This is a genomic window from Allorhizobium undicola ORS 992 = ATCC 700741, assembly GCF_000621665.1.
Taxonomy (GTDB): domain Bacteria; phylum Pseudomonadota; class Alphaproteobacteria; order Rhizobiales; family Rhizobiaceae; genus Allorhizobium; species Allorhizobium undicola.
On sequence record NZ_JHXQ01000014.1, the window covers coordinates 62,872 to 81,712 of the forward strand.

Sequence of the window (18,841 nt, forward strand, 5' to 3'; positions counted from 1 at the left end):
GCTGGAGCGCCTCAATGAAGCGTGGGGAAATCATGACGATGGAACATCCGGGTGATTTGCCGTTGATGCCTCTGCTGGCGGCGGCGCGTGGACAGCAACTTTCCTTCAACGATCTTTTCCGGGTTGCCGAAGGTCTTGAGCGGGCAGGCAGGCCCGTGGATGCGGCCGAGGTCTATAAAAGCTGGATCGCCTTCAATGACGGCCATCCCTTCCTGCACCTCGTGCTGTTCAATTATTCCGTGGCGCTGCGGCAATTGGGCGATGTGGCCGGGAGCATTCACGCCTTGCGCGCCTGCCTGAAGCTTGATCCGCGTTTCGGCCCTGCGCATATCAATCTGGGCCGGGCACTGGAGGATAGCGGCCTTGCGGCGGCAGCCATCCAGCAATGGCAGGCGCTTTTGGAGACAACGGCTGAAAGCACGGCCGATCGGGTCAGCCACAGGTTGATGGCGCTCCAGCATATTGGCCGGGTCATGGAAAATGCCAATCTGCTGGAAGAGGCGGAAACCGCGCTGTGGCAGGCCATGGAACTGCGCCCCGACCGGACGGAGGCGGGGCAGCACTGGAGCGCGCTTCGGCAAAGGCAGTGCAAATGGCCGATCCTCGCCGCCTCCCAGCACGTTACCTTCAGGCAAATGCTGGATGCCATGTCGCCATTGGCGTTGGCCTGTTATTGCGACGATCCACTGTTTCAGCTTGCCAGGGCGCATCGTTACAGCAAATCCTTCGTCGGCAGGCCCGACATCCGCGATTTCGCAGCAAAGCCGGTGCAGGCCAAATGCGCAACGGGCAAGAGGCTGAGGGTGGGCTATGTGTCCTCGGACCTGCGCGATCATGCCGTCGGCTTTGCGCTCCGCGAGGTGCTGGAACTGCATGATCCCGCCCAGGTCGAGCTTTATGCCTATTACTGCGGCGATCCTGTCACGAATGACGAGACGCAAAACCGCATGAAGGCCGTCTTCGCCGTCTGGCGCGACATTACGGCCATGGAGGATGACAAGGCGGCGCGCTGCATTCGCGACGATGACATCGATATTCTGATCGATGTGAATGGTTATACGAAAAACGCCCGCACCCGTATCTTCGCCTACCGGCCGGCGCCGGTCATCGTCAATTTCTGTGGCTATCCGGGCTCGATGGGAAGCCCGTTTCATCACTACATCATTGCGGATGAACGGGTCATTCCCCCGGAAAACGAGATTTTCTATTCCGAAAAGGTTCTGCATATCCCGTGCACCCAGCCCATCGACCGGAAACGGTTGCGCGGCGCGCGGCCAAGCCGGGTGGAGGCAGGGCTGCCGGATGAAGGCTTCGTTTTCGCCTGCTTCAACGGAATGCAGAAAATAACCGCCGAAACCTTTGCCCGCTTCATGCACATTCTTTCAGGCGCACCGGGCAGCTTCTTGTGGCTGTTGAGCGGTGGCGAGGCGGTGGATCAGAGATTGCGCGGCCTTGCGCAAGACGCAGGCGTTTCGCCGGAAAGATTGATTTTCGCACCCAAGGCCGCCAATCCCGACCATCTGGCGCGGCTTGGGTTGGCCGATCTTTTCCTCGACACCTTCCCTTATGGCGCCCATTCCACGGCGGCGGATGCCCTGACCATGGGGCTGCCGGTGCTGACCTTTGCAGGCAAGAGCTTTGCCGCCCGTTTTTGCGCCAGTATCGTGACCGCAGCGGGCTTGCCGGAGCTGATATGCAACAGCCCTGAGGGCTATGTGGAGACGGCTATTGCTCTTTCCCGAACGCCGGAACGGCTGAAGGCCATGGCAACCATGCTGAACGAGCGCCCGAATGCGGCAGAGCTGCATGACATGGAAGGACTGGCGCAGCGCCTTCAGGCGCTTTACCGGCACATGCAGGAAGAGGCGGAGGCAGGCCGCAGACCAGTGCCAAATCTGCGAAATCTGGACATATATTACGAAATCGGCGCCACCCTTCTTGAGGCTGGCGTGGACGGACTGGAGGACGGGGCCTATCGAAGCCTCTATCGTGCCCGGCTTTCAGAGTGGCATGAGTTTTCTCCGATCGCGCCAGACGGGAGGCTCTGGCCATGAGCGGGCCGCAAAGAGGCCCCGGAATCGCAGGCCTGTCTGCAAACCTGGCGGTGGCGGGCGCGGGGCTTTCGGGTGCGGTCATCGCGCGGGAAATGGCCGAGGCGGGGCACAGGGTCACGGTCTTCGAAGGCCGCGATCATGTTGCCGGCAATTGTCATACAAAGCGCGATGCCGAAACCGGTATTCTGCTGCATGTCTATGGGCCTCACATCTTCCATACGGATGATGAAGGCGTGTGGAATTACGTCAACCGCTTCCAGACGTTTCGGCCATATCTGCATCGCGTCAAGATCACCAGTGGCGGGCAGGTCTATTCCCTGCCGGTCAATCTGCACACCATCAACCAGTTTTTCGGCGCTGCGATGGGGCCGGATGCGGCAAGATCCTTCATTGCGGCTGAGGCGGATGCGCATATCGAAAGCCCGGAGACGTTCGAGGAGCAAGCGTTGCGCTTCGTCGGGCGCCGTCTGTACGAAGCCTTTTTCAAGGGTTACACCGAAAAGCAATGGGGATGCGCACCCTCCAGCCTGCCTGCGGCCATTCTCAAGCGTCTGCCGCTGAGGTTCAATTATGACGACCGCTATTTTTCCCACCGCTTTCAGGCCATGCCGGAGACGGGCTATACGGACATGGTGGCGCGCATGTTGGATCATGACGTCATCAACTTGAGGTTGAACACGCCCTTCCGGCGTGAATGGCTGCCGGACTTCGATCATGTCTTCTATTCCGGCCCCATCGATGCATTTTACGGCTTCGATGAAGGGCGGCTGGGCTATCGAACCCTGGATTTCGAGCGTTTCATCCACCCCGGTGACTATCAGGGCTGTGCCGTGATGAATTATGCGGACCGGTCCATCCCCCATACCCGCATTACCGAGCACAAGCATTTTGCGCCCTGGGAAGAGCATGGCGCTTCGATTTGTTATCGCGAAACCTCCCGCGCCTGTGGGGAAAACGACATTCCCTACTATCCCATCCGCCTTGTGCAGGAGAAACAGCAGTTATCTCGATATGTGGCCAGAGCCGCTGCCGAAAAAGGCGTGTCCTTCGTCGGGCGCCTTGGAACATACCGCTATCTCGACATGGATGTCACCATTCGGGAAGCACTGGATTGTGCCGCACTTTTCCAACATTGCCGCAAGCATGACCTGCCGGTGCCCGCCTTTGCAATTGCGCCACTCTAGGGTGTGTGGGAATTCGACGTTGGGTGAGGAGAAAACGGTGATGTGCGAGAATCGGAGCGGAGTGTACTTAATGTACATGAGCACCGGAATCGCAGCAAATTACCGTTTGCAGCCCGCCCAACGTTGAATAGCCACACACTCTACGTTTGAGGCAGGCCGGGTGTCGCGATCACGATTTCGTCAGCCTGTCGTTACCAATTGCGGTTGAAAAGCCGGTTTCCGTCAGCCTCGGACAAGTAAGGATATGTAAATTTTTGCCGGGAGACGCGGGTGCCGCCTTCTGTGGGCTTTACAGCGCCGTGCGTTTTAACAAACGCACAAAGGACGCTGTAACGCTTTGAATCTGCTTCATAATTTTCACCTTAAATCGATTCCGATTTAAGGAATTATGCAGTAGGCTTGGCAAGCACCGCTTTCCGTATCGGCGGTAGGGCCGGGCTTTTTCATGAGAGGAAGGAGCCCGGATTTCCCTCCGAAAATACGCAGAACAAGAGCTTGGGACGTGAAAAGCGCTTTTGAGAGATTGCGGACGTTTCAAGGTCGAGCCGTTTCAGGGCCGCCTTGCGCTTGACCTGGCGGTGTGTGGGAAACAGGGGCCTTTTGCCGGACGCTTCATTGAGGTGGCCGCTTTCGGGGCGCCGTCATGATCCGGGGCAAGCCGATGACGTCTTCAATTTCCTCCTATAGCGCAAGCCAGATCAGGTCGCTTTCAACGGCGGCCGTTGCTGCGCTGACCACGGAAGACGTGAAGGAAATGACGACCACCCAGGTCGCCGCGCTCAGTTCCGCGCAGCTTGCGGCGCTGGATACCGAAGATGTCAAGGTCATGAGCAGCCAGCAATTGCAGGCCATTTCCCGCGCGGCCATTGTCGGCCTGACCCTTGATCAGCTTTCGGTGCTGGATGAAGTGGCGGTCAGCAACCTCACGACGACGCAGATTGGCGCGCTGACGACGACACAGGTGCACGGCCTCAGCACGGCCCAGGCTGAAGCCTTGACGCCCGCGCAGGTCAATGCGCTGAAAGCCGCGCAGCTTGCGGCGCTGACGGCGCAGGATATGGAGGACTTTTCCTCCGATGACATGGCGGCGATCAGCTCCGCGGCTATTTCCGGCCTCTCGCCTTCGGTTCTTGCCGGCCTTAGCGCAGATCAGATTTCCGCGCTTGGCACGGCAGCGGTCAGCAGGTTGACGACGGCACAGGTGGCGGCGCTATCGGCCGATCAGGTCGCCGGGCTTTCAACGGGTCAAATCGCCGCTCTTTCGGCGGCGCATGTGCGGCTGTTGACGCTTGAGGCCGTGCAGGCGCTTTCCACCGGCCAGATCGCCGCCTTGAGTACCAGTGGCGTGACGGGCCTTTCCACGCTGCAAATCGATGCGCTTTCCGATGCGCAGGTGGCCGCACTCGGCACGGCGCAGCTTGGCGCGCTGCGGTCCACGCAGGCGGCAGGCTTCAGTTCCAGCGACATGGCGCTGCTCACCAATGCGCAAGTTGCAAGCCTTTCTTCCAGCCTTGTTTCGGGGCTTTCCGCCGATCAGGTCGCCGCGCTCTCGACAGGACAGGTCGCGGCGATGACGGCGGCGCAGTTCAAGGCGATGAGCGCGGTTCAGACGGCTGCCCTGCAACAGTCCGCCATGGCAGGCCTCTCCACGGATATACTTGCGGTTCTGACCAGCCGGGCGGCTGCCGGGCTGACCACCGAAGCGATTGCCGCACTCGCCACCTTGCAGGTGGCGGCACTGACGACGCTTGCCGTATCGGGGCTTACGACGGATCAGGTCGCGGCCTTGTCCACGGCTCAGGTCGCCGCACTTTCCACCGCGCAGATTGCGGCGCTGAAGTCCGCGCAGGCCCATGCCTTGACAGCCGAGCAATTGCAGGCGCTTTCGGTCGGGCAGGTGGCGGCGCTGACCTCCAGCGCATTGACCGGGCTGAGCAGCGATCAGGTGGCGGTGTTGACCACTTCCCAGCTCAACGTGCTTTCCGTCAATCAGATCAAGGCCCTGACATCGACGCAAACTCAGTCGCTGAGCGCCGATCAGCTTTCGGCCCTGTCCGTGAACTGGATGGCGGCGCTGGGCACCTCCGCGGCGGCGGGGCTTACCACGCAGGCTCTGGCGTCTCTTTCGAATGCGCAGATCTCTTCGCTGACGACGGCAGCCATTGCTGCGCTGGCAACGGATCAGCTTGCAGGCCTGTCCTCAGGCCAGATCGAAGCGCTGACCGCCGCGCAGGTGAAGGCGCTGAGCGCCTCCCAGCTTGCCGTTCTCGATGGCGGCGCCATCGCGCTCTTTTCGACAGCCGATATGGCGGCAATCGGTTCTTCTGCCATTGCAGGCCTCAGCACCGATGCCCTCAGCCTTCTTTCCACGGCACAGATCGCGTCCCTTTCTGCGGCGGCCCTGGCAAAGCTCACGACCGGCCAGATGGCTTCCCTGTCCTCCACCCAGGTTCAGGCCTTTTCGACGGCCCAGATAAGATCCCTGACGGCCGATCAGGCATCGGCGCTGACGGCAGATGTTATCTCCGGCCTTTCCACCGCAAGCCTCGCTGCCCTCGGGGGCACGGCGGCGGCAGGCCTGACCACGGCAGCGCTTGCGGCGCTTTCCGAGAGCCAGCTTGCCGCCTTGCAGTCGGGCGCGGTGGCGCGCCTCACGGCCGATCAGATTGCCGCCCTCAGTGTCAGCCAGGTCGCGGCCATGTCCACGACGCAGCTTGCGGGCCTGACCTCCGCCCAGACGGCGGTCCTGTCTTCCAGCCATATTGCCGCGCTCTCCACGGCACAGATTGCCGCCTTGAGCGCAACGGCAGTGCGGGGCTTGAGCAGTCTGGCCATCGCTGCCCTCGACAGCAGCCAGATTGCGGCGCTGACGACGGCACAGGTTGCCGCCCTCAATGCAAGCCAGATCGGCGCGCTGGATGCTGCCGATATTCTGGCCTTTTCCACGCAGAAAATTGCCCTGCTCAGTTCAAGCGCCATTGGCGGTCTTTCCAGCGACGTCGTGGCAGCGCTTTCCACCGCGCAGGTTGCCGCGCTGACCACCCGAAGCATCCGGGCGCTTTCACCAGGCCAGATCGATGCCCTTTCGACCGCGCAAGTGGCAACGCTTTCCACCGCGCAGGTCAGCGTTCTGACATCTGAGCAGGTCGCGGTGCTGGATGAGGCCGACATTGCCGCCTTGTCGCGCTCAAAAATCGCGGTCATGGCCACCGACACGCTGGCGGGCCTTGGCGACGACGCCATATCGGCCTTAAGCTCCGAACAGCTGGCGGGGCTGGGGACCGCGGCCATTGCCGCACTTTCGGCCTCGCAATTTGCGTCCCTGACCACGGATCAGCTTGCCGCCCTCAACGTGACCCAGATTGCCGCGCTGGGCAGCCAGCAGGCAGGCGCCATCGCCGCCGCAGATATGGCCAGCCTGTCCACGGCGCAGATTGCCGCGCTGAATACCGGCGCGATGGCCAGCCTGACTGCGGAACGGATCGAGGCGCTCTCCACCGCGCAACTTGCGGTCCTGTCCTCGCGGCAGATGCTGGCCCTGACCTCGGATCAGGTTTCGGCTCTTTCGACGGGCCAGCTTGCCACGCTGAGTGCGGCGCAGGTGGCTTCGCTCTCGGCGGCGGCCATCACCGGCCTTGGCACGGCGCAGGTCGCGGCCTTGACCACCGCACAGGCAGAGGCGCTCAGCGCGGGCCAGATCGCCGTTCTCTCCTCCGGACAGGTGGCAAGCCTCGGTACGGCCAATCTGGCAACCTTCTCCACTCGTGACATCGCCGCGCTGACGGCAGATGGCGTTGCCGGTCTTTCCTCGTCGGCGCTTGCAAGTCTTTCGACGGGCCAGATTTCCGCCCTGAATGTCGGGGCGATTGGCGCCCTGACGTCGAAACAGGTGAGCGCGCTTTCTTCCGCCCAGACGGCGGCACTTTCGGCGGCGCAGGTTGCCGCCTTCGCCGGATCGCAGCTTTCGACCCTTGGCACCGCCAACATCGCCAGCCTTTCCACGAAAAATGTCGCGGCCTTGACGGCAAGCGCGCTGGCCGGTCTTTCGGCGGAGGTCATTGCCTCCTTCAGCACGGATCAGGTCGCCGCGCTCAGCAGCGCGGCCATTTCCGGCATGACGACGCGCCAGGTCGCAGCCCTCAGCGCCGCGCAGGTTGCGGCCCTTTCCACAAAGCAGGCGGCTGCACTGAAATCCGATCAGCTTACGGCCCTTGGCTCGGCCAGCATGGCAGCGCTCAATACCGCGCAGATCGCCGCATTGAGCAGCAATGCCATTGCCGGTTTGACCACGGCGGAAATTCAGGCGCTCAGCGCAAGCCAGCTTGGCGCGCTCACCACGGCGCAGCTTTCGGCCTTCGGGTCGCAACAGGTTGCGGCGCTGGGCAGTCAGGGCATTGCGGCCCTTTCCACGCGCGCGATTGCCGCGCTTACGTCCACCGCACTTTCCGGCCTCGGCAGCGATGCCATTGCCGCCATGACCACGGCACAGGTGGCCGCCCTCAACGTTTCGGCGGTTTCGGGACTGATGACGGCGCAAATTGCCCTGCTCGACATCAATCAGGTCAGTGCGCTTTCCACCAAACAGATGGCGGCACTGTCTTCGCGGCAAGTGGCGGCACTGGGTGCTGGCAATATTGCCGCCCTGACCACGGCACAAATTGCCGCCCTCAGCGCCACCGGCGCATCGGGCCTGACCACCGCCGAAATCGCGGCCTTGAGCACCGAGCAGGCGGAGGCCTTGACGACGACGCAGATCGCCGCCCTGAGTTCGGCGCAGATCGAAGTGTTACGCACCGAAAACCTGCTGATGCTGTCCACCGCGGATATAGCAGCCATTCGTTCCAGCGCCGTTCTCGGCCTGACCACCGAGCAGCTCGGTGCAATGACGACCGATCAGGTCAGCGCGCTTGGCACCGGCAGCATTGCCAACCTGACAACGGGCCAGCTTGCCACGCTTTCCAGCGCGCAGCTGGAGGCCCTGACGACGGCGCAGATGGCTGCCCTCGGTTCCCGGCAGGTCGCCGCACTGGGGACGGCTGGAATTGCCGCGTTGACGACCGCCCAGCTTGCCGCCCTGAACACGGACGGCATTTCCGGCCTTGCCACCGGCCAGCTTGCCGCGCTCAGCGCCGATCAGGCCGAAGCCCTGACATCGACGCAGGTCGCGACCCTCACCTCAACCCAGCTTGCCGCCCTTGGTTCGGCCGCGCTGGAAAGCTTCTCGCTTGCCGATTACGCCGCCATTTCAAGCAGTGCCGTTGCCGGTCTTTCTACGGATTTCATGGCCGGATTGCCGACCGCCCAGCTTGCGGCCCTTTCCATGAGTGCCGTGGCAAGCCTGACGACGGCGCAGGTCGCGGCCCTCAGCACGGATCAGCTGACGGCATTGTCCACCGCGCAGGTATCCGCCCTGTCATCGGCGCAGATTGCCGCTCTCGATGCGACGGATGTCGCCTCGCTTTCCACCGCGCAAATCGCATCGCTGAATACGTCCGCCATTTCCGGCCTTTCAACGGCACAGATCTCCGCCCTGCATCTCGACCAGATCGAGGTGATGTCCGATCTCCAGGCCTCCGTGCTCAGTTCGGCGCAGGTGGCGGCACTGGGCTTGGACGGGCTCGAAATGCTGCAAACAGAGGCCTTCGCAGCGCTGAGCGGTAGTGCCGTCAGCGGCATTTCCACTGAAACGCTTGCAGGCCTTTCCACCGATCAGATCGCCGCACTCGATCCTTCCGCCGTATCGCGGCTGACAAGTGCGCAGGTTTCCGCCTTAACGCTGGCGCAGATCGCGTCCCTTTCCAGCGATCAGGTGTCGGCACTGTCCTCGGCCCAGATTGCCGCTCTCAGTCCGGATCAACTGGATCGTTTTTCGAGCGAGATGATGGCGGCTCTGGGCTCGGCGGCGATAGCGGGGCTTTCCACGGCAAGTGTTGCATCGCTCACCTCGCAGCAAATTGCGGCGGTCAGCGCCACCAGTTTTGGCGGGCTGACGGCAGACCAGATTTCGGCGCTCAGCGAGGATCAGCTGAAGTCGCTGTCGATCTATCAGGTCAACGCGCTCGGCTCCCGCCAGATCACAGCCCTCAGCACGGGCGACATCGCAGCGTTGACCACAAGCCAGGTGGCCTCGCTGAACACCGATGCCATGGCCGGCTTGACCAGCGCGCAGGTAGCAGCCCTCAGTGCCGATCAACTGGCGGCGCTTTCCACCCTTCAGGTCTCCTCGCTCAGTTCCACCGGTCTACAGGGGCTTTCCGAAAGCGAGCTTCAGAAATTGCCGACCTCTTCGCTGGCGGCACTCACATCGGATAATATCGCAGGCCTGCCGACATCCTTCATCGCCTCGCTCTCGACGGCTGAATTTTCCGCTCTCGGCACGTCTGCCCTGCATGGGCTTACCAGCGCCCAGGTGGCAAGCCTCAGTGCCGCGCAGATCGGTGCGCTGACCACGACACAGATCGCCGCGCTGGCCGCAACCGGCGTTTCCGGCCTGACAACGGCAGCATTTTCCGCCCTGACGACGGCCTCCCTCAAAGCGCTGAGTACGGATGGCATCAAGGGGCTGTCCACGGCCATCATGACATCGCTGACCACGGAGCAGCTTGCAACCTTGTCGCGGACGCAACTGGGTGGGCTCACCTATAATCAGGTCGTGGCGCTCTCGGCAGGCCAGATCAGTTCGCTCACCACCCAGCAGCTTGGCGGGCTGAACGCCTTGCAGGGCGCAGCCCTTTCGGTGGAAGACCTGTCGCTGCTTTCGACCGACCAGCTCGTCGGCCTCAGTTCCAGCGCGATTTCCGGCCTGAAACCGCAGGTGATCGCAGCGCTCTCCACCGGTCAGGCCGAAGCGCTGACGCCGGAACAGGTTGCGGCCATGACCTCGCAACAGGTTGCCGCCCTGACGAAGGACGAACTGGCAACCTTCTCCACCGATGATATTGCCGCGCTCAGCACAACGGGTGTTCAGGGGCTTTCCACATCGGCCATCTCCAGCCTTTCCGATGAGCAACTGAATACGCTGATGGATACGCAGATGTCCTTCCTCGATTCCGACCAGCTCGCGGCCGTGGTGGCAGCCTATCAGGATAACTAGAGCATTTTCAGGAAAAGTGGAAGCCGGTTTTCCGTCTGAAAATGCGTAAAAACAAATAGTTAGATCGGTTCAATGTTTCCGTGAAACAATGAACCGATCTAGGCGGGTAATCCAACGCCTTGCCGTTCTCTCGATGGTCCAGGCTTTTGTTTTAACGCATGTCGGTGTCGCAAAACCGCTGCACACTTTTGCGCGACATCCTCTAAATGGCGCTGCTGTTGACGAGACTTGTACGACCTGTAATATGCATCATATTACAAGTGAGTTACGGAGACCGGCATGTATCTTGGAACCCAGCTTCCCGCCCGCCATGACGATGATTATCGCGTGATGAAACAATTGGGCGTCGAGCATGTGTCTGCCAATCCGGATGGGGACTGGCGAGGCTGGACCCGGCCTGTGCTGGAACAGTTCCGCGAGAAGATGGAAGGCTTCGGCCTCACGCTGGACATGTTGCTGCTGCCTCTCCCGTCAGCGCCGGTGGACACCCAGCCCTGCCGCGACATTCTCCTTGCCGGACCGGACCGGGATCGCCAGATCGACGAGATTTGCCGTCTGATCGAAAATTGCGGCGCAGCCGGCATTCCTTCCGTGCGCTATAATTTCAACTATATCGGCATTCCCCGCACGCCGATGGAGGAGGGGCGTGGTGGCTATCGCGCGGAAGCCTTCAGGTGGGATCTCGTCGATCAGGACGAGCCGGGGCCTGCGGGCATTCTGGCAGAGGAAACGCTGTGGGAACGGGTGGATTATTTTCTGGCAAGGGTGGTGCCGGCGGCCGAGGCGGCGGGCGTGCGGCTTGCCTGCCATCCGCATGATCCGGCCACGCCGCCCGGCTATAAGGGTGTTACCCGCATTCTGGGAAGCGTGGAGGGCATGAAGCGTTTCGTGCAGATGCATGAAAGCCCGGTTCATGGCCTGAATTTCTGCATCGGCACGCTTGGCGAAATGCTGGAGGACGTGGCGGATGTGCCTGCCGTGACCCGCTGGTTCGGCGAACGTGGCAAGATCATGAATATTCATTTCCGCAATATCGTCGGTAATATCTATAACTTCAGGGAAAGTTTTCCTGACGACGGCGATATCGATATGCCTGCCGTCATCGATGTGTTGCGGCAGACGGGCTATCGCTACATGGTCATGCCCGATCACGCGCCCACGCTTTCGGGTGATAATCAGCAGCAGGTGGCTTTTGCTTACTGCTACGGCTATATCGCCGCGCTTTTGCAGACACGTTGATCCGGCCAATTCTGTGATGCGCGCTTCCTTTCCGTCCATGGATGCTGCGAAAGTGGCAGCCTTCGGGGGCCAGCAAGGCAATGGCGGCTCTTGAAGTTGGCGGAGCGCTACTGCATAATTCCTTAAATCGAAATCGATTTAAGGTGAAAATTATGCAGCAGATTTAAAGTGTTACAGCGTCCTTTGTGCGTTTGATAAAACGCACGGCGCTGTAGGGGAATGTCCGCAGGACGAAATCGGGAAGGCTAACGTGGCATTTGATGCAAAACATCCACCCGCCCAGCCGAAAGGCAAGGCAACACTGGTCACGCAGTTGGTGGAAAAACTGCGCGAGGCCATACAGTCAGGCCAGTTCCGGCCCGGCGACCGCCTTCCAAGCGAATCGCGGATGACGGCCGAATATGCCGTCAGCCGCACCGTTGTGCGCGAGGCCATTGCCGCGCTGAAATCCGACGGTCTGGTGGAGCCCCGGCAGGGGGCCGGAGTTTTCGTTCTGGATGCGCCCGCACCCATTGCCCTGCCGTTCCAGAATATCGACCGGGCAAGGGTTTCGTCCGTGATTGAACTGCTTGAGTTGCGCATGGCGGTAGAGGTTGAAGCTGCCGCCCTGGCCGCGCTTCGCCGGTCTGCGCAGCAGGAAGAGGTCATATGGGCGCGCCACCGCGACCTCTTCATGCTGATAGAGGCGGGAAAGGCGACGGCCGAAGCGGATTTTGCCCTGCATCTGGCCATTGCCGAAGCCACAAGCAATCCACGCTTTCCAGAGTTTCTGACCATGCTCGGCCGTTCTGCAATTCCTCGCGATGCCTTGCAGCAGGAGGCGGACCCGCAGGAGCAGCGCCGCTACATGATGCAAATTCATGAGGAACACGGCGCCATTATCGAGGCGATTTCCAATAGTGACGAGACGGGGGCCCGCACCTCCATGAAGCTGCATCTGCGAGGAAGCCTCAGCCGCTACCGGGCAGCTCATCAGAGAAGTTTACTCAACATATAATATGAATCATTGACAAGCTTCCTGTGGAGGTGCTAGAGCATTTCCAGGCCTGATGGGGCTGCGGCCTGAGTGCCGTTGAACACAGGTAACTTGAAATAGAGCGTGGACGGGCCTGGCCGAATGGCCTGCACGCGCGAAAGCTTGGCTTTGAAAAGAGCCAGGAGGGCACATGATGAATCCGCAGCAGATCAAGCAGCGCCTGGGGTCGGGCGTTCTTTCTTTTCCTGTCACGCATTTCGATGCATTCGGCGTCTTTGCGCAGGAAAGCTATCAACAGCATATCGAGTGGCTTTCCGGCTTCGATGCTCCGGTGTTGTTTGCAGCAGGGGGGACGGGTGAGTTCTTTTCGCTGACCCCTGCGGAGGTGCCGCAGATCGTGCGGGCTGCGAAGGAGGCCGCGGGCGGTACGGCCATCGTATCAGGCTGCGGCTATGGCACGGAACTGGCTGTGGACATCGCCAGGCAGGCGGAGAAGGCGGGCGCGGATGGGGTGCTGCTCCTGCCCCATTACCTGATCGACGCGCCTCAGGTTGGCCTTCATGCCCATGTTCGCCGGGTGTGCCAGTCGGTCGGCATCGGGGTAATGGTTTATAATCGCGACAATTGCGTGCTTCAGCCGGATACCCTGGCTCGCTTGTGTGATGAGTGCCCCAATCTCATCGGCTTCAAGGATGGAACGGGCGATATTGGGCTGGTTCGTCAGGTGACGGCGAAAATGGGCGACCGCCTGACCTATCTTGGCGGGATGCCGACGGCGGAATTGTTTGCCGAAGCCTATCTCGGTGCGGGCTTTACCACCTATTCCTCGGCGGTTTTCAATTTTGTGCCGGATCTGGCGGTGGATTTCTACCGTGCGCTACGGGCTGGTGACAGGGCGTTTTGCGAGGCCCTGCTCAATGATTTCTTCTATCCCTTCATGGCTATCCGTAACCGTGGCAAGGGCTACGCAGTTTCGGCGGTAAAGGCGGGTGTAAGATTGCAGGGCTTTGCTGCGGGAAGTGTGCGCAGCCCGCTGACCGATCTTACGGCGCAAGAGGAGGCCATGCTGGACGCGCTGATCGCACCGCGAAGACGCCCCCGCGCGGACTGAGTGCGCGATTTAGCTTCAGGAAGCGTGATCCGGCTTTCCCTTGCGCGGGGTTGAGGCCATTTCGCGCAATTCCTGCTCGGACATGGATTTTTCCATGGCTTTCGAAGCGCCCTTGAGTTTGCCGCGCGGCGTATCTTCCCGCTTTGCGGAAAGAGCCACGCCTGCTGCCTTTTGCTGAGCCTTGCTTTTTGCGGGCATTCTGGTTTCTCCGTTTCTAGCATCGGACCGAAAAGTGGAAGCCGGTTTTCGGGTTGTCCGATGTGTGAGAAAAAGCATCGGACCGAAAAGTGGAAGCCGGTTTTCGGGTTATCCGATGCGTGAGAAAAAGCATCGGACCGAAACGTGGAAGCCGGTTTTCGGGTTTGTTCGAGCGCACAACCCGTGAAGGCAGGGTTGTGTTCCGTGTCGCCGGTTGCAAATATCATGTGTTCTTTACTCATGTTTTTCTGGCGCTCGCTTTGCGGCGGTGCTAAGGCATCAGCCGCGCGCGCTGGAACACGGCTTTCTACCAGGGTTTGCCTTATGGATCGGGTTTGTCGTTTTCTGAATGGGGCTGCGAAAGCTGGCATCCGGTTCTGCCCGGTGCCGGGCATTCCTCCTGCCGCGCTGAAATCTGCATATGTTTCGACGCCGGGAGCGCCTTGAAATGATGATGAAAGCCCGAGTTTTCCTGTCCTTCACCTTCATGCTGCTTGGACTTGCGCTTGCCATGCCGACTGCTCGGGCTGGCGGTGACTGGCCACGCAGCTTCCAGAACGTGGACGGGACGAAGACCGAGATTCCGGCGCAGCCGAAGCGGATCCTCTCATCTTCTGTAACTTTGACGGGCACCTTGCTGGCCATTCACGCACCCGTCATTGCCAGCGGTTCGGCCACCAACGGCACCTTCTTTGCGCAATGGGCCGAGGAGGCGCGGGCGCGTGGCGTGCAGAATGTCTGGCCGACGGGCAAGGTCGATCTCGAGGCGGTTTATGCCCTGCAACCGGATCTGATCATCGTGACGGTCAGCGGTGCGGGCGCGGCGCGTGACCAGATTGGCGCTTTCCGGCAGATTGCCCCGACCATCGTTCTCGATGACAGCTCCGCCTCCTGGCAGGCGCTGGCCACCGAGCTTGGCAAGGCCACCGGCCTCGAAAGCGAGGCCGCCGCGACGATCGCCGAATTCGATGCCTATGTGGCCGCTGCCCGTGAGAAGCTGAAGCTGCCTGAAGGCAAGACGAACATCATCAGCTATAACGGTCCGGGGCAGGAAAATCCGATTGCGCGTGTCAGCGGTCCTCATGCAGCCCTGCTCACCGCCCTTGGCTTCACTATGGAAGATCCCGATCCCTCCTGGCATACGCAGGCGGTGCTGCGCCATGATTTTGTCTGGGCAAGCTATGAGCGGCTTGTCGATCTCAAGGCCGAAACGACCTTCCTTTTGCGGGTAGACGACAGCCGGGCGGAAGCCTTCATGCGTGACCCTGTTCTGGCCAACCTGCCTTCCGTCAAGAAGGGGCAGGTCTATGGTCTTGGCGTCAATTCGTTCCGCATGGACTATTATAGCGGCAAGCAGGTGGTGGACGGTATCGTCAAGAAATTTGCAAAATGACCCTGCGTCGAACAGGCCCATCCCCATCCCTGCCGCAGCCAACCGATGTACAGCGGCGAAAGCGCCTTGCCGGTCTGGTGGTGCTATGCCTCATGCTGCTGGCCGTGTTGCTGGCCGGTGTGACGGCGGGGGTGCGGCCGGTGCCGATTGGCGTAACCTGGCAGGCGATCTTTCATTTCGATCCGCATCAGAGCGATCATCTTCTCGTGCGCCATCTGCGCATCCCGCGCACATTGCTGGCGGCGGTGGTTGGCGCTGCCCTTGGCGTGGCCGGCGCCATCATGCAGGCGCTGACCCGCAACCCGCTTTCCGATCCGGGCATTCTCGGCATCAATGCCGGGTCGGCGCTGGCCATTGCCTGCGCCATGACCTTGTTCGGCATCTCCGGCATGAACGGATTGATGCTGTCTGGAATGGCAGGGGCGGGCCTTGCCGGCCTGATCGTGGCATGTCTCGGGCATCGCCAACATGGCGGCAGTCCGGTGCGCATCGTGCTGGCCGGCGCGGCCCTTTCCATCGTGCTGCTGTCCCTGGCGCAGATTGTTCTCGTCAACAGCGATGAGCATGTGTTCGATCAGTTTCGCCACTGGTCGGTCGGTTCGCTGGCCGGGCGCGATTATGATGTTCTGCTGCCTGTCACGCTGATCGTGGTGCCGGGTCTGGTTTTGTCGCTTGCGCTGGCAAGGGCGCTCGATACGGCGGCCCTCGGCGGTGATCTGGCCAAAGCCCTGGGTGGCAATCCGGCCCGGATATGGGCAGGGGCCGCCCTTGCGGTGATCGTGCTGACGGGGGCGGCCACGGCAGCGGCAGGGCCGATCGGTTTCGTGGGGCTGACAGCGCCGCATATGGCGCGCTTGCTGGCTGGCCCCGGTCATCGCTGGCTTTTGCCCTATGCCATGGTCATCGCCGCGCTGCTGATGGTTGGCGCCGATGCGCTTGGCCGGATCATCGCGCCCCCCGGAGAAGTGAGTGTCGGGATCATGGTTGCCCTGATGGGCGGCCCGTTCTTCATCGTATTGGTAAGGCAAAAGCGGATGGCGCGGCTGTGAACATGCATTCCGATCCGTCCCGCCGCTTCATCCTGCTTCGCAATCGCCAATTATCGATGGTGCTGGACGGTCGGCTGCTGTTTGTCACGCTCGCTCTGGTCGTGGCTGCGGCGCTTCTTGGTCTCTATGCCATCACGCTCGGGCGTCTTTCCATTCCGGTTCATGATGTGCTGTCGATCCTGGCGGGGAGAGGCAGCGGCGGCATGAAGGGGGAAATCGTTTTCAATCTTCGCCTGCCGCGCGTGCTTACCGGATTTTTCGTGGGGTGGGCGCTTGGGGCTTCCGGGGCCGTGTTCCAGTCCCTCTCGCGCAACATGCTTGCCTCGCCCGATGTGATCGGCTTTACCACCGGCGCTGCCGCAGGCGCGCTGGTGCAGATCGTCATGCTTGGTGGCGGTTCCACGGCCATTGCGGTCTCTGCGGTTTGCGGCGGCCTGCTGACGGCAGCCCTTGTCTATCTCCTGTCTTTTCGCCATGGCAGAGGTGGTGGCTACCGGCTGATCCTGATTGGCATCGGCATGGGCGCTACGCTGACCGCCGTCAACGGTTTCATGCTCGTGCGGGGCGATCTCGATAATGCGGTTGCCGCCAATCTCTGGCTGTCCGGTTCTCTCGATGGACGGAAATGGAGCGACGTGCTGCCGGTGATGGCGGGGAGCATTCTGCTGGTCCCTCTGATTTCCGTCTATGCGCGGCGGTTGGCCCTGATGGAAATGGGGGATGATCTTGCCCGCCAGCTTGGTGTGCCGGTGGAGCGAACCCGCATGGGCATGATTGCCGCAGCCGTGCTGCTGGCGGGGCTTGCAACAGCGGCCGCAGGTCCTGTGTCTTTCGTGGCGCTGGCCGCCCCGCAACTGGTGCTGCGTCTCACGCGGGGGAAAGGCGTTCCGGTCCTCAGTGCCGCAGCCATGGGCGCATTCCTGCTTGTTCTGGCCGATCTTTTGACGCAGAGCCTTACCAGCACGCTGATTTTGCCGATTGGCCGCATGACCGGCCTTGTCGGTGGTGTTTATCTGCTGTGGCTGCTGACCCGCGCCAGATAATACGGGTTGCGAGAGCTGTTCTAAATGCTGTCCGCCCTGTCGAGCGGCACCACCATGGGGTCGCCGGTGACGGGATCGGCGATAACGATGCTGTCCAGCCCAAAAACCGCCTGCACCAGCTCCGCCGTCATGATGTCTGCCGGCGCACCCTGCCGGATAATCTTTCCCGCGCGCATGGCGACGATATGATCGGCATAACGGCACGCTTGGTTAAGGTCGTGCAATACGGCGACCACGGTATTGCGCTGGCGGCGGTTGAGCGCCCGAAGCAGGTTCAGCACTTCAAGCTGATGGGCTATGTCCAGATAGGTCGTCGGTTCATCCAGCAGGAGAAGTGGCGTTTCCTGCGCCAGCACCATGGCAATCCACACTCGCTGGCGCTGGCCACCGGAAAGCTCGTCAACGATGCGATTGGAAAAATCATGAACCCGTGCCGTTTGCATGGCCCAGCGCACGGCGTCTTCGTCGGCCTTACTCCAACGTTTCAGCAGGCCCTGATGCGGATAACGGCCGCGAGCCACAAGCTCGGCAACGGTAATGCCTTCCGGTGCGGCAGAGGTTTGCGGCAAAAGGCCAAGCGTGCGGGCCACGTCGCGCGCGCCGATGGTTTCAATGGCCCGGCCATCAAGAATGATCTGGCCCTTTCCCGGACGCAGAATACGAGCCAGAGCGCGCAGCAGCGTTGATTTTCCGCAGGCATTCGGGCCGACAATCACGGTGAACTTGCCGTCCGGCACATCGAGGCTGAGACCTTCCGCGATGGTGCGTTCACCATAATGCAAGGTAATGTCCTTCGCCTGCAAACGGCAGCCAGCCTGCGGCTCGTTAACGGCCTTATCCATCTTGCCTCCGAAATCCTGTCAATTTTGGTTAGGTTTTCCCTTTCGGCGCGTCAAGCGCAAAGAACGGGTTTCGGCCGGAAAATAAAAATCAGATATATCTTGAAAGTCGATATATCGAGATATAGATATGCGCCATGAAACATGATGGAAACGATAAAAGGCCTTCCCGGAAAGCTTCCGGCGAAGGGCATCACCGCCACCACGATCACCCCGGCAGGCGCCTGCTGGATTACGGCGATTTGCGCCTGCTGATCCTGTCGCTGATTGGTCAAAAGCCGCGCCATGGCTATGAGCTGATACGCGCCGTGGAGGAGCAATCCGGCGGCCGCTATACGCCAAGTCCGGGTGTTCTCTACCCAACCCTGGCATGGCTTGAGGATGGAGGCTTTGCCGTCATCGGCGAGAGCGAGGGAAATCGCAAGACCTATGGCATCACCCCGGAAGGCCGGGATTTTCTGTCGGCCAACAGATCGGCCTTGCAGCATCTTCTTTCCCGCATCGAACGCGGTGGGCGCCATGGTGCGCCTCTGGCCGTGGCAGAGGCGATGGATGCATTGAAAACTGCCTTGCGCAGTCAGTTGAAGCGCCCGGATGTGGAAGACGGCGCGGTCGAACGGGTGGTCGCAATTCTGCACGAGGCGGCGCGCCGCATCGAGGAT

Annotated in this window: 11 protein-coding genes and 1 pseudogene; 10 read left to right on the forward strand and 2 right to left on the reverse strand. The window is 61.2% G+C overall.

Going from position 1 to position 18,841, the window contains the following annotated elements; translation table 11 throughout:
* The first annotated feature begins 32 nt into the window (after window positions 1-32).
* The 6 genes from T424_RS0113145 (at window position 33) to kdgD (ending at window position 13,657) form a co-directional block, all read left to right on the forward strand.
* Entirely contained in the window at window positions 33-2,054 is a 2,022-nt protein-coding gene (locus T424_RS0113145) for an O-linked N-acetylglucosamine transferase, SPINDLY family protein (protein WP_027488138.1), read from the forward strand.
* Window positions 2,051-3,238 carry a UDP-galactopyranose/dTDP-fucopyranose mutase family protein gene (locus tag T424_RS0113150; protein WP_051558967.1) on the forward strand — a complete coding sequence of 396 codons (1,188 nt, stop codon included), beginning with the start codon at window positions 2,051-2,053 and terminating at the stop codon, window positions 3,236-3,238. Before T424_RS0113145 ends, T424_RS0113150 begins: the two co-directional genes overlap by 4 nt.
* Window positions 3,239-3,899: 661 nt before the next feature.
* Window positions 3,900-10,331 (forward strand): beta strand repeat-containing protein, encoded by a 6,432-nt coding sequence (locus tag T424_RS0113160; RefSeq protein ID WP_027488140.1) that lies wholly within the window; start codon window positions 3,900-3,902, stop codon window positions 10,329-10,331.
* 279 nt (window positions 10,332-10,610) lie between these two features.
* Window positions 10,611-11,570 carry a mannonate dehydratase gene (locus T424_RS0113165; RefSeq protein ID WP_027488141.1) on the forward strand — a complete coding sequence of 320 codons (960 nt, stop codon included), beginning with the start codon at window positions 10,611-10,613 and terminating at the stop codon, window positions 11,568-11,570.
* A gap of 250 nt (window positions 11,571-11,820) precedes the next feature.
* Window positions 11,821-12,567, forward strand: coding sequence for a FadR/GntR family transcriptional regulator (locus T424_RS20985; RefSeq protein WP_037067622.1), 747 nt, complete (start codon window positions 11,821-11,823; stop codon window positions 12,565-12,567).
* 172 nt (window positions 12,568-12,739) lie between these two features.
* Window positions 12,740-13,657: a 5-dehydro-4-deoxyglucarate dehydratase gene (gene kdgD / locus T424_RS0113175; protein ID WP_027488142.1), complete on the forward strand. Its 918-nt coding sequence runs from the start codon at window positions 12,740-12,742 to the stop codon at window positions 13,655-13,657.
* Window positions 13,658-13,672: 15 nt separating this feature from the next.
* On the opposite strand, the gene T424_RS0113180 is transcribed toward kdgD, so the two are convergent.
* Entirely contained in the window at window positions 13,673-13,855 is a 183-nt protein-coding gene (locus tag T424_RS0113180) for a DUF3008 family protein (protein WP_027488143.1), read from the reverse strand.
* Between the two features lie 448 nt (window positions 13,856-14,303).
* Between T424_RS0113180 and fepB the strand changes: the two genes are divergently transcribed.
* The 3 genes from fepB to T424_RS0113195 are packed head-to-tail and all read left to right on the forward strand — an operon-like array spanning window position 14,304 to window position 17,340.
* Window positions 14,304-15,248, forward strand: a complete 945-nt coding sequence (gene fepB / locus T424_RS0113185; protein WP_027488144.1) for a Fe2+-enterobactin ABC transporter substrate-binding protein — start codon at window positions 14,304-14,306, stop codon at window positions 15,246-15,248.
* Window positions 15,245-16,297, forward strand: a complete 1,053-nt coding sequence (locus T424_RS0113190; RefSeq protein WP_084268497.1) for a FecCD family ABC transporter permease — start codon at window positions 15,245-15,247, stop codon at window positions 16,295-16,297. The genes fepB and T424_RS0113190 overlap by 4 nt, the downstream gene beginning before the upstream one ends.
* 2 nt (window positions 16,298-16,299) lie before the next feature.
* Window positions 16,300-17,340 carry a FecCD family ABC transporter permease gene (locus T424_RS0113195; RefSeq protein WP_027488146.1) on the forward strand — a complete coding sequence of 347 codons (1,041 nt, stop codon included), beginning with the start codon at window positions 16,300-16,302 and terminating at the stop codon, window positions 17,338-17,340.
* A gap of 20 nt (window positions 17,341-17,360) precedes the next feature.
* Here T424_RS0113195 and T424_RS0113200 read toward each other — a convergent pair whose 3' ends face one another.
* On the reverse strand, window positions 17,361-18,182 hold the full coding sequence (locus T424_RS0113200; protein ID WP_051558969.1) for an ABC transporter ATP-binding protein: 822 nt from the start codon (window positions 18,180-18,182) through the stop codon (window positions 17,361-17,363).
* Window positions 18,183-18,316: 134 nt separating this feature from the next.
* On the opposite strand from T424_RS0113200, the pseudogene T424_RS23075 reads away from it, so the two are divergent.
* A pseudogene (locus T424_RS23075) lies at window positions 18,317-18,631 on the forward strand (PadR family transcriptional regulator); the annotation flags it as partial.
* Between the last annotated feature and the right edge of the window lie 210 nt (window positions 18,632-18,841).

What these genes read in the sequence shown, in the direction of transcription:
- kdgD (WP_027488142.1), top strand. Translation starts at nt 12,740, where the DNA reads ATGAATCCGCAGCAGATCAAGCAGCGCCTGGGGTCGGGCGTTCTTTCT.
- T424_RS0113195 (WP_027488146.1), top strand. Translation starts at nt 16,300, where the DNA reads ATGCATTCCGATCCGTCCCGCCGCTTCATCCTGCTTCGCAATCGCCAA.
- T424_RS0113150 (WP_051558967.1), top strand. Translation starts at nt 2,051, where the DNA reads ATGAGCGGGCCGCAAAGAGGCCCCGGAATCGCAGGCCTGTCTGCAAAC.
- T424_RS0113200 (WP_051558969.1), bottom strand. Translation starts at nt 18,182, where the DNA reads ATGGATAAGGCCGTTAACGAGCCGCAGGCTGGCTGCCGTTTGCAGGCG.
- T424_RS0113145 (WP_027488138.1), top strand. Translation starts at nt 33, where the DNA reads ATGACGATGGAACATCCGGGTGATTTGCCGTTGATGCCTCTGCTGGCG.
- T424_RS0113160 (WP_027488140.1), top strand. Translation starts at nt 3,900, where the DNA reads ATGACGTCTTCAATTTCCTCCTATAGCGCAAGCCAGATCAGGTCGCTT.
- fepB (WP_027488144.1), top strand. Translation starts at nt 14,304, where the DNA reads ATGATGATGAAAGCCCGAGTTTTCCTGTCCTTCACCTTCATGCTGCTT.
- T424_RS0113190 (WP_084268497.1), top strand. Translation starts at nt 15,245, where the DNA reads ATGACCCTGCGTCGAACAGGCCCATCCCCATCCCTGCCGCAGCCAACC.
- T424_RS0113165 (WP_027488141.1), top strand. Translation starts at nt 10,611, where the DNA reads ATGTATCTTGGAACCCAGCTTCCCGCCCGCCATGACGATGATTATCGC.
- T424_RS0113180 (WP_027488143.1), bottom strand. Translation starts at nt 13,855, where the DNA reads ATGCCCGCAAAAAGCAAGGCTCAGCAAAAGGCAGCAGGCGTGGCTCTT.